Consider the following 14,643-nt stretch of genomic DNA (forward strand, 5'->3'; position numbering starts at 1 on the left):
GCTCGCTGCTCACCCTCGATCGGATGATAGCCAAACGGCGAAAACTGTGGAACCGTTGTCGCAAGAAATACACGGCCAAGGGCAACAGGCATGGGGACGGACGAGGCACGCGCAACACTTGCGGCAATTCCGGCATTGGCGGGCTATGACGGACCGCTTGAGCGGCTGGGCGGGATGACCAATCTCGTCTTTCGGGCCGGCGATATCTGCCTGCGTATCCCCGGCAAAGGCACCGAGGAGTATATCAACCGCGCCAATGAAGCGGTGGCGGCGCGTGAGGCGGCCAAAGCGGGCGTCAGCCCCGAAGTGCTGCATGTCGACCCCGCGACAGGCGTGCTGGCGAGCCGCTTCGTTGCCGGCGCCGTGACGATGTCGCCGGAAAAGTTCAAGCTGCGCGCCGGCAGCCCGGCCCGCGCCGGCGAAGCCTTCCGCAAGCTGCACACGTCCGGTGCGGTATTTCCGTTCCGCTTCGAGCTGTTTGCGATGATCGACGACTATCTCAAGGTCTTATCGACCAAGGAAGTCGCCTTGCCGCCGGGCTACCACGACGTGGTGCGCGAATCCGACACCGTGCGTGCGTCCCTTGCCGCGCATAGACTGCCGATTGCCGCCTGCCATTGCGATCCACTGTGCGAGAATCTTCTCGATACGGGCGAGCGGATGTGGATCGTCGACTGGGAATATTCGGGGATGAACGACCCGCTCTGGGACCTCGGCGACCTCTCGGTCGAAGGCCGGTTCGACACCGCGCAGGAGGAAGAGATGATGCGCGCCTATTTCGGCGGCGAGGCAAAACCGGCCGAGCGCGGCCGCGTCGTCACCTACAAGGCGATGTGCGACCTGTTGTGGACGCTCTGGGGCCTTATCCAGCTTGCCAACAACAACCCGGTCGAGGACTTCCGCGCCTATGCCGACGGCCGCTTCGCCCGTTGCAAGGCGCTGATGGAAACGCCTGAGTTTTTACGGCATCTGGCGGCGGTGCGCCAAGGTTAGGTCAATTCACGCCTTTCGGCACGTTCTCCGGCGGCACGACTGTTTCGACCACCTTCTGGCGGTGGAAGATGAACAGGCCGGCGAGCACGACGATGGCCGAGCCGATCAGGATGCGCGGTCCCGGCAGGTCGCCGAAGAAGGCCAGGCCGAAGATCACCGCCCATAGAAGCAGGCTGTAGTGCAGCGGCGCCAGCGTCGAGGCAGGGGCCAGTTTCAGCGCCCTGGTAATCATCAGATGCGCGCTGCAGGAGACGATGCCGAGCAGGAGCATGGCGCCGAAATCGAGTGCCGAGGGCGTCTGCCAGGCGCCTATGGTCATCACGCCGCCGACGAGCAGCGTGCCGATAGTCTGCCAGGTGACCAGCGTTGTGTCGCTGGTGCCGCGCAGGCGGCGGCTGAGGATGATGGCGAAGGCGAAGGCAATGCTGCCGACCAGTGCGAACAGCGAGGACTGCGAGAACGCCGCCGAAGACGGCTTCAAGATGATCAGCACGCCGCAGAAGCCGACCATGATGGCGGCCCAGCGGCGCCAGCCGACCTTTTCGCCGAGCAGGAAATGCGACAGCGCCGCCACATAGATCGGCCCGGCCATGTAGAAGCTCATCACGTCGGCAAGCGGAAGATAGACGACGGCGGCATAGAACAGCGCCGTGTCCGCCGTGGTCGCCAGCACGCGCAGAATCTGGAGGACCGGCCGCTCCATCCGGAACAGTCTGCGGGCGCCCTGGTTGGCGATCATCGGGCCGAGCACGATGAAGGCGCCGATGGATCGGATCAGCACCACCTGGCCGACAGAGAAGCTGGCGACCAGCCATTTGCCCATCGCGTCGTTCAGCGCGAACATGAAGTCGCCGGCCAGCATCAAGAGGATGCCGGCCAGAAGCGCGTTCCTGATAGTGAAGGTGCGGACGAGCGACTGGGCCATGCGGCTCCCTAGCTGCAAGCGGTCGCTTTGACGAGGCAAATCGGTAAGACCAGCGGCGGAAATCGGCTGTTTCTACGCAGTTTTGTGCCGCCGGTTCACCTGTCCGGGACGGCCGGCGATCGACAGCCGTGTCTCTTGCTTCGTGCGCTCGGCCACCACCTTGCCCCTGGCGACAACGCACAGCCGTTCGGCACGTAACCTCAAGGCTTCGATCGGGTTGCCGGCATCGAGGATGACGAAGCTGGCGCGCTTGCCCGAGGCAAGGCCGAGATGATCGAGGCCCATGATGGCGGCGTTGACATTGGTGACCATGTCGAAGCAGCGTGCCATGTCGGCAGGGCTCGACATCTGAGCGACGTGAAGCCCCATGAAGGCGACGTCGAGCATGTCGGCGGTGCCCAGCGAATACCAGGGGTCGAGAACGCAATCCTGGCCCCAACCGACGCGGATGCCGAGCGCCAGCATCTCCTTCACCCGGGTCATCCCGCGGCGTTTGGGAAACGTGTCGTGGCGGCCCTGCAGCATGATGTTGATCAACGGATTGGGGATCGCCGACACACCGGCCTCGGCAATCAGCGGCAAGAGCTTGGAGACGTAATAATTGTCCATCGAGTGCATGGAAGTCAGGTGCGAGCCGGCCACCTTGCCCTGAAGGCCAAGGCGGTGGGTCTCATAGGCAAGCTGCTCGATGTGGCGCGACAGCGGATCGTCGGTCTCGTCGCAATGCAGGTCGACCATCAGCCCGCGCTTAGCCGCGATTTCGCACAATTCGGTCACCGAGCGCGTGCCGTCGGCCATGGTGCGTTCGAAATGCGGGATGCCGCCGACGATGTCGACGCCCATGTCGAGCGCGCGGATGGTGTTGTGGCGCGCCGTCGGCGAGCGATAAAACCCGTCCTGCGGGAAGGCGACCAATTGCAGGTCGATATAGGGCGCGACAATCTTCTTGACGTCGAGCAGCGCCTCGACCGCGAGCAACCTGTCATCGCAGACATCGACATGGGTACGGATGGCGAGCAGGCCCATCGAGACCGCCCAGTCGCAATAGGCGAGCGCCCGCTCGCGAACCGCGTCATGCGTCAGGAGCGGCTTCAGCTCGCCCCACAGCGAAATGCCTTCCAGCAGCGTACCCGAAGCGTTGATGCGTGGAATGCCGTAGGACAGCGTCGCATCCATATGGAAATGCGGATCGACGAAGGGCGGCGAGATCAGATTGCCACGGGCGTCGATCGACGTGCCGGCGCTGACATGCAGTTCGGGCTCGATGGCGACGATCGTCTCGCCGATGATGCCGAGGTCGGCGACGGTGCCGTCGGGCAGCGTTCCGCCACGTACAACAAGGTCGAAATCCATCTGTCGTCATCTCCCTGCAGATCAGTCGCCGCAATCGTGGCGCAAAAGACACCGTGCCGCAGCCGATTGTCTCCGCGACAGCGAAAGGTTCCATCCGGCCACAACTCGCTCTATAAGCCGCCTTTCGCCCCGGTGGCGAATCCGAAATTCGTCAGTCAGGCATGGGATCGGCCATTTGTTTCGCTTCTTCCGTTCGACGGAAAACCAGCGCCTTATCGCAAGGCTTTTGCGGGAATCCTTTCACGCGCATAGATTTGGCTACGCTGCGGCCATTCTGTCGATGCTGGTTGTGGCGGCAACGACAGCAGCCAGCGCCTATATGCTGCGCGAAATCACCAATGAATTCGTGGTTTATAAGAGGATTGAGCAGGTCAATCTGATCGCGGCGGCGACCGGAGCGATTTTCATTCTCAAGGGCTTCGCAAACTTCATCCAGGCCTACTTCATGAGCAGGGTCGGCAATGCCATCATCGCCGACCGGCAGCGCAAGATCTATGACAGCATTCTCGCGCAAGGCATCGAATTCTATCATTCGACCTCTTCGTCCGAACTGATTTCGCGCATGACGAACAATGCCCAGGCCGCGCGCAGCGTGCTCGACCAAATCGTCACGTCCTATGTTCGCGACCTGGTGACGCTGGCTGCGCTGGTGGGGGTGATGGTCTGGCAGCAGCCGGCGCTGTCCCTGATCTGTCTGGTGATCGGGCCGATCGCCATTTACGGCGTCAATCGTATCCTGAAGCGCGTCCGAAAAATTGCCTCGCAAGAATTCCGTTCGCTCGGCCAGATCGTGCAGGTGATGCAGGAAACTGCGATCGGCGTGCGCGTCGTCAAATCCTTCGGCCTCGAAGGCGCCATGCGGAAGCGCATGTACAAGGCCGTGTCGGACGTGGAGAGCCGCGCCAACAACATCGCCACGCTGGAGGCCGCCACCAGCCCGGTTATGGAAACGCTTGCGGGGCTGGCCATCGCTGGCGCCGTTTTTGTCAGCGGCTTCCTGGTTCTGGGCGGCGGCGGTCAGATGCCGGGCAACATCATGGCCTTCATCGCGGCGCTGCTGTTGGCCTATGAGCCGGCCAAGCGCCTGGCCCGCGTACGCATCTCGCTTGAAACCGGCATTGTCGGCGTGCGCATGATGTTCCAGCTCGCCGACCGGCCGCTGACGCTGGCCGAAAAGCCGGATGCAAAGCCGCTGCGGGCCGGGCCGGGCGAGATCCATTTCGACAATGTCAGCTTCGCCTACCCCGAAAGCTCGCCGGTGTTCGAGGGACTGGACCTGACGCTTGCCGCCGGCAAAATGACGGCGCTGGTCGGACCCTCGGGCAGCGGCAAGTCGACCATCCTCAACCTGATCATGCGCATGTACGACCCGCAGGTCGGCAGGGTGATGTTCGACGGGCAGGACATTTCTTGTGCCACGCTCACCTCGGTCAGGGAAAAGATCGCCTATGTCAGCCAGGACACGTTCCTGTTTGCCGGCACGATCATGCACAACATCAGGCTCGGGCGCGAGGGCGCCACGGACGAGGAAGTAATGGCCGCCGCAAGGGCCGCCAATGCACATGACTTCATCAGCGCCCAGGCGAAAGGGTACGACACGGATGTCGGCGAGAATGGCGCGCTGCTGTCAGGCGGCCAGCGCCAGCGCATCTCGATCGCGCGCGCCATGCTGCGCAATGCCGAAATCCTGCTGCTAGACGAGGCGACCAGCGCGCTCGACGCCGAATCCGAGGCGCTTTTCCGCGACGCGCTGCAGCAGCTGACGGTCGGGCGCACCACCATCGTCATTGCCCACCGCCTGTCGACCGTGCACCAGGCCGACACGATCGTGGTGCTGGAGGCCGGCAAGGTGGTGGAAAGCGGCGCGCATCGCACGCTGCTCAACCAAGGCGGGCTGTATCAGAAGCTTTATGAATATCAGTTGATGCCATAACGGAGTGCGAGTATGCGCGCTGCTCGGTTCATGTCCTTTCTACGATCCGTCTTGTTGGGCACCTTTGCCGCGCAATCTCCTGCCATGGCTCTCGACTACGACAAGGCGCATCACCTCGACGCGGAGAACCTCGCCGAACAAGGAATCGCAAAGACCTACCAAGAAGTTTTGCCCGAGCTTCGGCAATATGTGAAAGACCCAATCGCAATCGAGGAAAGCGTAGACATGTACGCTTCACGATATGCCGTGCGCTCGGCTGGCCAGGAGTTCGTGATATACGCCCCGGATAGTGTGGGCAGCGAAGACAAAAGCTGGGGCACGGCCACTTATGTCTTCTTCAAAATCATCAATGACCAACTCACCCATTCGGGCGTGCGATACTACGCGCTCAACGGTGGAAACGACCTGTTCGGCATCTTCTTGACACCATCACAGGCGGAAGACGCAAAGCGATCGCTGCCAACCCGCACAGATTGGCCCTATCTTCCCGATCCGAAATCGCCTTGGTACGGCCAGTACCACTAGCCGGGCTGGATCACTCCGGCACGTGCCGCACCGCGCCCTTGTCGGCGCTGGTGGCGAAGGCGGCGTAAGCGCGCAGCGCGGTCGTCACCTTGCGCTTGCGCTTTTCCTCGGGCTTCCAGGCCATGGCGCCCTTTGCCTCCATGGCCGCGCGGCGCGCGTCGAGTTCAGCGTCGCTGACAGCAAGCCGGATCGTGCGGTTGGGGATGTCGATCTCGATCGTATCGCCTTCCTGCACCAGTCCGATCGTGCCGCCTTCCGCTGCTTCGGGCGAGGCATGGCCGATCGACAGGCCTGATGTGCCGCCGGAGAAGCGGCCGTCGGTGACCAGCGCGCAGGCTTTGCCGAGGCCTTTCGACTTCAGATAGCTCGTGGGGTAGAGCATTTCCTGCATGCCGGGGCCGCCACGCGGCCCTTCATAGCGGATGACGACGACATCGCCGGCCTTGATCTCGTTGGACAGGATCGCTTTGACGGAAGCGTCCTGGCTTTCGAACACGCGGGCCGGGCCGGTGAACTTCAGGATCGACTCGTCGACGCCGGCCGTCTTCACGATGCAGCCGTCGAGCGCCAGATTGCCTTTCAGCACGGCAAGGCCGCCGTCTCTCGAGAACGGCGTCTCGGCTGAGCGGATGACGCCCTTCTCGCGGTCGAGGTCGAGCTCGTCCCAGCGGCGGTCCTGGCTGAAGGCGACCTGTGTCGGCACGCCACCCGGAGCGGCGAGAAAGAAGTCGCGGACGCTCTGGCTTGAGGTGCGGGAAATGTCCCAATGGTCGAGCGCTTCGCCGAGGCTTGCCGTATGCACCGTCGGCAGGTTGCGGTTGAGCAGCCCGGCATTGTCGAGCTGGCCGAGGATCGCCATGATGCCGCCGGCACGATGGACATCTTCCATATGCACGTCGGACTTGGCCGGTGCGACCTTGCACAGCACCGGAACGCGGCGTGACAGCCGGTCGATGTCTTCCATGGTGAAATCGACCTCGCCCTCATGGGCGGCGGCCAGGATATGCAGCACGGTGTTGGTCGAGCCGCCCATGGCGATATCGAGCGTCATGGCGTTCTCGAAGGCGCCTTTGGAGGCGATGCTGCGCGGCAGTGCCGACTCATCATCCTGCTCGTAGTAGCGCTGGGCGAGATCGACGATGAGATGGCCGGCCTCGACGAACAGCCGCTTGCGGTCGGCGTGGGTTGCCAGGGTCGAGCCGTTGCCGGGTAGCGACAGGCCGAGCGCCTCGGTCAGGCAATTCATCGAATTGGCGGTGAACATGCCGGAGCACGAGCCGCAGGTCGGGCAGGCCGAGCGTTCGATGACCTTGACGTCCTCGTCGGAGATCTTGTCGTCGGCGGCGGCAACCATGGCGTCGACCAGGTCGAGTGCCTGCGTCTTGCCGGCGAGCACCACCTTGCCGGCTTCCATCGGCCCCCCGGAGACGAAGACGCTTGGGATATTGAGGCGCAAGGAGGCCATCAGCATGCCGGGCGTGATCTTGTCGCAATTGGAGATGCAGACCATGGCATCGGCGCAATGCGCGTTGACCATATATTCGACCGAGTCCGCGATCAGCTCGCGCGACGGCAGCGAATAGAGCATGCCGTCATGGCCCATGGCGATGCCGTCATCGACGGCGATGGTGTTGAATTCCTTGGCGACGCCGCCGGCCTTCTCGATCTCGCGCGCCACCAGCTGGCCAAGGTCTTTCAGATGGACATGACCCGGCACGAACTGGGTGAAGGAATTGACCACCGCGATGATCGGCTTGCCGAAATCCGAATCCTTCATGCCGGTGGCGCGCCACAGGCCGCGGGCGCCGGCCATGTTGCGGCCGTGGGTGGTAGTGCGGGAGCGATAGGCAGGCATGAATGTTCCTTGGCTGGTTGGCTGCGCTCAACGCGGAGCGTGGCGGCGCTTAATTTGGACCGCGGGGTTTATAGACCGGCAAGTATGGTCTGGCCACATTTTTGCAATGCGCCAGAGTCTCGCTGAAATCAGGGTTTCGAAAAAGATTGCCGGCCAGTGTCGGATCGCTAGCCCGGCATCCGTCCTTGGGACGACGGCAAGGGAATGGCACCATTTCTATAAGTCAGCCGCTTCACCTGTAACCGCAACCAAACACCCGAGGAGCATGACATGCAAAAGATCACCACCTGCCTGTGGTTCGATGGCCAGGCCGAAGAGGCGATGAATTTCTACGTTTCCATCTTCAAGAACTCGAAGGTACTGAGCGTGCTGCGTTGGCCCGAAGGCCATACCGATGCCGGCAAGGCGCTGGTAACCACGTTCGAACTCGACGGCGTGCAGTTCCAGGCGCTGAACGGCGGACCGCAATTCAAGTTCAACGAGGCGATGTCACAGTCGATCGACTGCAAGACGCAGGAAGAGGTCGACTATTTCTGGGACAAGCTCATCGAAGGCGGCGGCGAACCGTCGCAATGCAGCTGGCTGAAGGACAAGTTCGGCGTCTCCTGGCAAGTCGTGCCGGAGCAACTGCCGCGCCTGCTTCTGGATCCGGACCGGGCCAAGGCCGGGCGGGTGATGTCGGCGATGATGCAGATGAGCAAGATCGATATTGCCAAGATCGAGGAAGCTGCGAAGGGGTGAGAAGCGGCCGCGTAGCGGACGAAAAGCCAATTGCTTTGCTTTTCGAGCTTCGAACGCCCTGAGCCACGCGAACGGCCGGCGCGCCTTGGAGCCAATTGACCCTTCAAGGTCGGCGCTGCCCCTCATCCGCCCTCGGGCACCTTCTCCGCGTAAGCGGGCAGAAGGAAAAGGGGCGCCTTACGCCGCCTTGTCGCGGACCTGGTAGTCCTTGATGGTGGCGAAGCGGATCGCCCTCCAGCGTTCGGCTTCGTAGTTCAGCGAGAAGGCGTTCTGGGCCAGAAACACCGGGTCGTTGTCGAGATCGCGGGCGATGTCGCCGCGATGCGCCTCAATGAAGCGAAGCGTTTCGGCCTTGTCGTCGGCAGAGATCCAGCGGCAGACCGAGAAGCGCGACATTTCGAATTCGACCGGCAGCGTGTATTCGAAATTCAGCCTTTCCTTCAAGACGTCGAGCTGCAGCGCGCCGACAACGCCGACGATGGCCGGCGAGCCGTCTTCCGGCGAAAACAGCTGCACGACGCCTTCCTCGGCCATCTGGTGCAGCGCTTCCTTGAGTTTTTTCGCCTTCATCGCGTCGCCGAGGCGCACACGGCGCAGGATTTCCGGCGCGAAGTTGGGTACGCCGCGGAACAGTATCTCCTCGCCTTCGGTCAGCGTATCGCCGATACGCAGCGTGCCGTGGTTGGGAATGCCGACGACATCGCCGGCAAACGCTTCGTCGGCGGTGACGCGGGTGCGGGCAAAGAAGAACTGCGGCGCCGACAGGCTCATCGGCTTGCCGGTGCGCACCAGCTTGGCCTTCATGCCGCGCTCGAGCTTGCCCGAACAGACGCGCACGAAGGCGATGCGGTCGCGATGGTTGGGGTCCATATTGGCCTGGATCTTGAACACGAAGGACGTCATCTTCTCCTCCGTCGCCTCGACCTTGCGGGTGTCTGCGTCCTGCGCACGCGGCGGCGGGCCGAAGGCGCCGAGCGCCTCGATCAGGTCGCGCACGCCGTAATTGCGCAGCGCCGAGCCGAAATAGACCGGTGTCAGATGGCCTTCGCGGAAGGCGTCGATGTCGAGCGGGCGGCAAGCTTCGCGCGCGAGCTCCAGCTCCTCGATGAAGGCCTCGCGCTCGTTTTCCGGCAGCAGGCCGGCGACGCGGTTGGAGTCGGGGCCGTTGACCGGCGTGCGGTCTTTCTCGGCATCGCCCCTGCGCACAGCGTTGAGCGCCAGGTGGTAGGTGCCGGCAAAAGTCTTGCCGCGGCCGATCGGCCAGGTGATGGGGGCAGTGTCCAGCGCCAACTTCTGCTCGATCTCGTCGAGAATTTCGAACGGGTCGCGGCTTTCGCGGTCCATCTTGTTGATGAAGGTGATGATCGGGATGTCGCGCAGCCGGCAGACTTCGAACAGTTTCAGCGTGCGCGGCTCGATACCCTTGGCGGCGTCGATGACCATGACGGCGCTATCGACCGCCGACAGGGTGCGGTAGGTGTCGTCGGCAAAATCCTCGTGGCCGGGCGTATCGAGCAGGTTGAAGACATTGTCCTCATATTCGAAGGTCATCACCGAGGTGACGACCGAAATGCCGCGCTCGCGCTCGATCTTCATCCAGTCGGACCGGGTCTGGATGCGATCCTTCTTGGCCTTGACCTCGCCGGCAAGCTGGATGGCGCCGCCGAACAGCAGCAGCTTTTCGGTGAGCGTCGTCTTTCCGGCGTCGGGGTGGGCGATGATCGCGAAAGTGCGGCGGCGCGATACCGCCTGTTCGATGTCTTCAGCCAATTTCTGGAATCCTGTCTGTGGCGCGGGCTTCTAGCAGCGCATTGCTGGCCTGTCGACAGTTTCGGGCCGGCAGGCCGACCACACTTGAGCTTGAATCGTTACGGTGGCATCAGAGGAGCCCATTCTGAGAGGTCCGGTATGAGCAGCGCTAAAGAAGTCATCGTCATTGGCGCCGGCATTATCGGGGCGTCCATCGCCTGGCACCTGACCAAGGCCGGGGCGCGGGTGACTGTGATTTCCGATAGTGGTGCCGGCGGCGTCGCCACGCCAAACTCCTTTGCCTGGATCAACGCCAGCTGGGGCAATCCCGAAATCTATTTCCGGCTGCGCATCCGTGCGATGGCCGAATGGAAGCGGCTGGCAAACGAGCTGCCCGGCCTGCCGCTCGCCTGGTGCGGCGGGCTGTGCTGGGATCTGCAGGCCGACAGGCTCGAAGCCTACGCGGCTGAGCACGCTTGCTGGGGTTACGGCATCGAACGCGTCGACGCCGGGCGGGCAGCGCAAATCGAGCCCAATCTCGTCGAGCCGCCGGAATTCGCTGTCTATGTCGCGGAGGAAGGCGTGGCCGAACCGGTCGCAGCGGCCAAGGCGCTGCTGGCCCACGCAGAACGGCAAGGTGCGCGCGTTCTCTCCAGTTCTGTAACCGCACTTGTCCAGACCGATGGCAGGATTGCCGGTGTCGATACATCGCATGGGCTGATGCCAGCCGAAGAGGTGGTGATCGCAGCCGGTGTCGGGGCGCCCGATATTGCCGCTACCGCCGGCATCAAGCTGCCAATCGAGACGCCGCCCGGTCTGATCGTCCACTCGCAGCCCTACAAGAAGCTCCTCAACGGGCTGGTGCATGCCGAAAAGCTGCATATGCGCCAGACGGCGGAGGGCCGCATCATCGCCGGCTCGGATTTCGCGGGGAGCGATCCCGGTGAGAATCCCGACGCCACGGCGCGCGAGCTGTTTGCAGCAATGAAGGCGGCTTTGCGCGGCGCCGACGAACTGGAATTCGATTTCCACACGGTTGGCTACCGGCCGACGCCGATCGACGGCTTTCCGATCATCGGCCGCGCCGAGGGCACGGAAGGTCTCTATGTCGCCGTCATGCATTCCGGCATAACGCTGGCGCCCGCGGTCGGGCTGTTCGCCACGCGCGAAATTCTCGACGGCGAGCGTGATCCGCTGCTGACGCCTTATGGGTTGGGTCGGTTTGCTCAGTAGCCCGGCGGACGCTTGAAGCCGCCGGTCAGCGCTTCGATCGCCTTGGCGATGCCGAGCAGCCGCGATTCCGACCAGCGCTTGCCGACCAGTTGCAGGCCGATAGGCAGGCCGTCGCGGTCTTGCCCGCAGGGCAGCGAGAGTGCCGGATGGCCGGAATAATTGAAGACCGCGCCATAGGCCGGTAGCATCCAATAGCTTTGCTCCTTGCCGTCGACTTCGATCGGCGTGCCGGGCTCACAATGCGCGAAGGCCGTGGTCATGGCGACCGGGCACAGCAAGGCATCGCAGGTTTCGAAGAACCTGTCCCAGGCCAGGATCGAGCGGTCGCGGCGAGCGAGCGCCTCGAACCAATTGGTGATCGGCGTTGGCTGCTCCGGCGGTTCGGGCTGCGCTGCCTCCAGCATCATGCCGATCAGATCGCCGCCCTGCTCCAGATCGTCATGCAGATCGATCTCAGGCAAGTTCGCTTCTTCCACAATCACCCCTGCTGATTGCAACCGCTTGGCCAGGCTTTCGACCGCGGCAGCGATTTTACCAGCCACCGGAAAGCCGGGGAAGGACGGCGCGACGGCGATGCGCAATGTCTTGAGGTCGAGCCTGGGCATGGCCTCTACGGGCACCGGCGCGAGGTCGGTGTCTGCTCCGTCCGGGCCGGCGATGATTTTGTAGATCAGCGCAAGATCCTCCACGCTGCGCGCCAGCGGGCCGAGGCAGGACATCAGCCGCACGCTGCGCGCCGCGCCGTTCGGATCGGGGAAGGCGCCGGCCAGCGACACGCGGTGCTCGGTCGGTTTCAACCCGTAGACGCCGCAAAAAGCCGACGGCAGGCGGATCGAATCCTGCATGTCGGTTCCGACATCGAACGGCGTCATCCCGGTCGCCACTGCTGCCGCGGCGCCACCGCTGGAGCCGCCTGAAGTGCGCGATAGGTTCCAAGGATTGCTGGTGCGACCGAACAGCGGATTGTCTGACTGCCAGTCGCCCAGCATGGTCGCGACATTGGTCTTTCCAATCAGGATGCCGCCTGCGGCTTTCAATCGGGCGACGACCGGACTGTCTGCCTTTGCCACATAGTCGGCGAATGGTGCGAAACCAACCGTGGTCTTCATATCAGCGGTTTGGTGCATGTCCTTCAACGTGAAAGGCACGCCATGCAGCGGTCCGAGCGCATCGCCGCGCGCCTGCACCGCGTCGGCTTGTTTCGCGCGCTCGCGGGCGCCTTCCCCATCGAGATTGACGACCGCGTTGATTGCCCCGTTGTGTCGGTCGATTTGGACCAGATGGGCGTCCAGAGCTTCGACGGCGGAGATCTTTCGCGCCGCGATTGCGGCGGCGAGATCGATGGTCGAGGAAAAGGCGAGGTCCATGATTGCTCCGGCTGCTGCCAAACGTATCGCGGTTTAAAACCAAGTTCAGCATTCGGAGATCATCGGCGCTTGATCAAAATTGCGCTTGCCGGTCGGGTTGAGGTTGGCGCTCTACGGCGCCCCCCTCTGTCCTGCCGGACATCTCCCCCACTTTGGGCCCACTTTGGGGGGAGATTGGCAGCTTTGGCTTTCGGCGCACCTTTTCCTGCGTTGAAAATTGGCGAAGGCCGCCGTGACCTCCAATCTCCCCCCTCGTGGGGGAGATGTCCGGCAGGACAGAGGGGGGGCGCGAAGGAATGCGGCCTAGACTAGGGCCTAGACGACCAGTGCCAGCCTTGCCACAACCGGCACGAACGGCCGAATGCTCATCCCATCACCCGTAATGGTCACAAAACTCGCGGGCGGGATGGCCTGCCATTCCCCGCCCTCGCGATCGAAAGGCTCCGACACGATGCAACGGCCGGCATTGCGCACCGACGTGTACAGCGTCGGCGCGTGATCGTCGCTGGCATAGCGCACGGCATACAGCGCCTTTCCATCCGAAAAGGCCGCAGTCAGTTTCAAGGCTGGCTCCGGACCGGCGCGGCGCGATGCCTCGATGACGCGGGCGGTGGCGCGCGATACTGCCCCTTGCGGGTCGCCAGCAAGACCCTCGTCGATCATCAGCAGGAAAAACAATTCGGAATCGGTGGTGCCCTCGCGCTGGTCGAAGACGGCGTCGCAGAGCGAGTTCTCCAGCGCGCGGCGGATCTTTTCGAAGCCGCCGATCTGGCCGTTGTGCATGAACGACCAGCTGCCGGAGATGAAGGGATGGCAGTTCATGCGGCTGGTGGCGCCGCCGGTCGACGCTCTGACATGGGCGAGGAACAGGCCGGATTTGATCTGCCGGCACAGGCTTGGGATCCGACCAGGCCGGCAGGATGTCGCGGTAGAGGCCGGGCTCGGGCCGGTCGCCATACCAGGCAAGGCCGAAACCGTCGCCATTGGTCGGCGACTTGGCTTCCTGGGCGCAATGGCTCTGGGCGATGAGCGAGTGGCAAGGCGCGGTGACGACGTCCTCGAGGAAGACCGCGTCACCCAGATAGGCCGCCCATCGGCACATCGCTTCTAACCAATCCTAGGCGCGATCCAAGAGAGCCTGGGGCTCCTTGACCGCGTGCGAGCCTCTGTTGTGCGTCCGTTCATAGAGTTCGCGAACGATTCGGCTTGCCGTAGTTTCGAAGAGAAACGGCAAGAAAGCGTGAACGAGTGCCGCACCAGCGGCCATCAGGAGGCGCGAGCAGAACCAGGCGGCAAAGGCCATATGGCTGAAATAGGTCTCGCCCACCTTGGCCGGGTGAGAGGTGAACAGCTTCGAAAACAGCGTCGTCATGGTGATCCCTCCTGCCGGGATAAGCCCCGATGTGGGTATCCTGCCACGGGGTAAAGGTTCATCGGTCTCAATTTGTCCTTGTCTAACGCCGTCGTTCGGGACATTCATCCCAACATGGCGCTTGAATTCGATGAAATCGACCGAAGATTGCTGGCCGAGCTGCAACGCGACGGCACACTGTCGGTCGATCAGCTCTCCGAAAAAGTGTCGCTGTCGCGCAACGCCTGCTGGCGCCGGGTCAAGCGGCTGGAAGAGGACGGCGTCATCACCGGACGGGTGGCGCTGGTCGATGCCGACAAGCTCGGGCTCGGACTTTCGGTGTTCATCCTGATCCGCACCTCCAATCATGACCCGAACTGGCTGCAGAAGTTCCGTGCGGCGGTGACCGGTTTTCCCGAGATCACCGGGGTCTATCGCATGTCCGGCGATCTCGACTACGTGCTGCGCGCCCGCGTTGCTGACATGAAGGCCTATGACCGGCTCTATCAGCGGCTGATCGCCAAGGTGGCGCTGTCGGACGTTTCGGCCTCCTTCGTCATGGAGGAGATCAAGGAGACGACCGTCGTTCCGGTGGAATTGCGCTAGGTCACACTGACG

12 protein-coding genes and 1 pseudogene are annotated in these 14,643 nt (G+C 63.1%); 6 read left to right on the plus strand and 7 right to left on the minus strand.

All coding sequences use genetic code 11. The annotated features are described in order from the left end of the window. Nucleotides 1–90: 90 nt before the first annotated feature. On the plus strand, nucleotides 91–993 hold the full coding sequence (locus NKI32_RS10705) for a phosphotransferase (protein ID WP_352651215.1): 903 nt from the start codon (nucleotides 91–93) through the stop codon (nucleotides 991–993). A gap of 1 nt (nucleotide 994) precedes the next feature. Here NKI32_RS10705 and NKI32_RS10710 read toward each other — a convergent pair whose 3' ends face one another. Further along, nucleotides 995–1,918, minus strand: coding sequence for a DMT family transporter (locus NKI32_RS10710; RefSeq protein ID WP_023692641.1), 924 nt, complete (start codon nucleotides 1,916–1,918; stop codon nucleotides 995–997). Nucleotides 1,919–1,990: 72 nt separating this feature from the next. Next, nucleotides 1,991–3,271, minus strand: a complete 1,281-nt coding sequence (locus tag NKI32_RS10715) for an amidohydrolase family protein (protein WP_352758386.1) — start codon at nucleotides 3,269–3,271, stop codon at nucleotides 1,991–1,993. Between the two features lie 175 nt (nucleotides 3,272–3,446). On the opposite strand from NKI32_RS10715, the gene NKI32_RS10720 reads away from it, so the two are divergent. Both NKI32_RS10720 and NKI32_RS10725 read left to right on the plus strand, forming a co-directional pair. Continuing rightward, entirely contained in the window at nucleotides 3,447–5,204 is a 1,758-nt protein-coding gene (locus tag NKI32_RS10720) for an ABC transporter ATP-binding protein (RefSeq protein WP_353002593.1), read from the plus strand. A 54-nt stretch (nucleotides 5,205–5,258) separates the two neighbouring features. Next, nucleotides 5,259–5,729 carry a hypothetical protein gene (locus tag NKI32_RS10725; protein ID WP_156033682.1) on the plus strand — a complete coding sequence of 157 codons (471 nt, stop codon included), beginning with the start codon at nucleotides 5,259–5,261 and terminating at the stop codon, nucleotides 5,727–5,729. 10 nt (nucleotides 5,730–5,739) lie between these two features. Here the strand turns inward: NKI32_RS10725 and ilvD are convergent, their stop codons facing one another. Then, entirely contained in the window at nucleotides 5,740–7,584 is a 1,845-nt protein-coding gene (gene ilvD, locus NKI32_RS10730) for a dihydroxy-acid dehydratase (RefSeq protein ID WP_023702645.1), read from the minus strand. A 270-nt stretch (nucleotides 7,585–7,854) separates the two neighbouring features. Here ilvD and NKI32_RS10735 point away from each other — a divergent pair, with 270 nt between their 5' ends. Further along, entirely contained in the window at nucleotides 7,855–8,325 is a 471-nt protein-coding gene (locus tag NKI32_RS10735) for a VOC family protein (RefSeq protein WP_023685112.1), read from the plus strand. 177 nt (nucleotides 8,326–8,502) lie between these two features. Here the strand turns inward: NKI32_RS10735 and NKI32_RS10740 are convergent, their stop codons facing one another. Further along, nucleotides 8,503–10,095: a peptide chain release factor 3 gene (locus NKI32_RS10740; RefSeq protein ID WP_023685113.1), complete on the minus strand. Its 1,593-nt coding sequence runs from the start codon at nucleotides 10,093–10,095 to the stop codon at nucleotides 8,503–8,505. Between the two features lie 138 nt (nucleotides 10,096–10,233). Between NKI32_RS10740 and NKI32_RS10745 the strand changes: the two genes are divergently transcribed. Further along, on the plus strand, nucleotides 10,234–11,307 hold the full coding sequence (locus NKI32_RS10745; RefSeq protein ID WP_023746652.1) for an NAD(P)/FAD-dependent oxidoreductase: 1,074 nt from the start codon (nucleotides 10,234–10,236) through the stop codon (nucleotides 11,305–11,307). Here the strand turns inward: NKI32_RS10745 and NKI32_RS10750 are convergent. The 3 genes and pseudogenes from NKI32_RS10750 to NKI32_RS10760 all read right to left on the minus strand — a co-directional run bounded on the left by NKI32_RS10750 (nucleotide 11,301) and on the right by NKI32_RS10760 (nucleotide 14,046). Next, on the minus strand, nucleotides 11,301–12,674 hold the full coding sequence (locus tag NKI32_RS10750; RefSeq protein WP_023746651.1) for an amidase: 1,374 nt from the start codon (nucleotides 12,672–12,674) through the stop codon (nucleotides 11,301–11,303). The two genes, NKI32_RS10745 and NKI32_RS10750, sit on opposite strands and share 7 nt — an antisense overlap. A 315-nt stretch (nucleotides 12,675–12,989) precedes the next feature. Continuing rightward, nucleotides 12,990–13,776 (minus strand): annotated as a pseudogene (locus tag NKI32_RS10755) (class II glutamine amidotransferase). Between the two features lie 15 nt (nucleotides 13,777–13,791). Beyond that, complete coding sequence (locus NKI32_RS10760; RefSeq protein WP_023685117.1) at nucleotides 13,792–14,046, minus strand: DUF6356 family protein; 255 nt, start codon at nucleotides 14,044–14,046, stop codon at nucleotides 13,792–13,794. 114 nt (nucleotides 14,047–14,160) lie between these two features. Here NKI32_RS10760 and NKI32_RS10765 point away from each other — a divergent pair, with 114 nt between their 5' ends. After that, entirely contained in the window at nucleotides 14,161–14,631 is a 471-nt protein-coding gene (locus tag NKI32_RS10765) for an Lrp/AsnC family transcriptional regulator (RefSeq protein ID WP_023746649.1), read from the plus strand. Nucleotides 14,632–14,643: the final 12 nt, after the last annotated feature.

It is taken from the genome of Mesorhizobium sp. M0761 (assembly GCF_040320205.1).
GTDB lineage: Bacteria > Pseudomonadota > Alphaproteobacteria > Rhizobiales > Rhizobiaceae > Mesorhizobium.

Excerpts from the sequence above, each read along its gene's own strand:
- NKI32_RS10745 (WP_023746652.1), top strand. The coding sequence starts at position 10,234 with ATGAGCAGCGCTAAAGAAGTCATCGTCATTGGCGCCGGCATTATCGGG.
- NKI32_RS10710 (WP_023692641.1), bottom strand. The coding sequence starts at position 1,918 with ATGGCCCAGTCGCTCGTCCGCACCTTCACTATCAGGAACGCGCTTCTG.
- NKI32_RS10705 (WP_352651215.1), top strand. The coding sequence starts at position 91 with ATGGGGACGGACGAGGCACGCGCAACACTTGCGGCAATTCCGGCATTG.
- NKI32_RS10760 (WP_023685117.1), bottom strand. The coding sequence starts at position 14,046 with ATGACGACGCTGTTTTCGAAGCTGTTCACCTCTCACCCGGCCAAGGTG.
- ilvD (WP_023702645.1), bottom strand. The coding sequence starts at position 7,584 with ATGCCTGCCTATCGCTCCCGCACTACCACCCACGGCCGCAACATGGCC.
- NKI32_RS10715 (WP_352758386.1), bottom strand. The coding sequence starts at position 3,271 with ATGGATTTCGACCTTGTTGTACGTGGCGGAACGCTGCCCGACGGCACC.
- NKI32_RS10735 (WP_023685112.1), top strand. The coding sequence starts at position 7,855 with ATGCAAAAGATCACCACCTGCCTGTGGTTCGATGGCCAGGCCGAAGAG.
- NKI32_RS10750 (WP_023746651.1), bottom strand. The coding sequence starts at position 12,674 with ATGGACCTCGCCTTTTCCTCGACCATCGATCTCGCCGCCGCAATCGCG.
- NKI32_RS10765 (WP_023746649.1), top strand. The coding sequence starts at position 14,161 with ATGGCGCTTGAATTCGATGAAATCGACCGAAGATTGCTGGCCGAGCTG.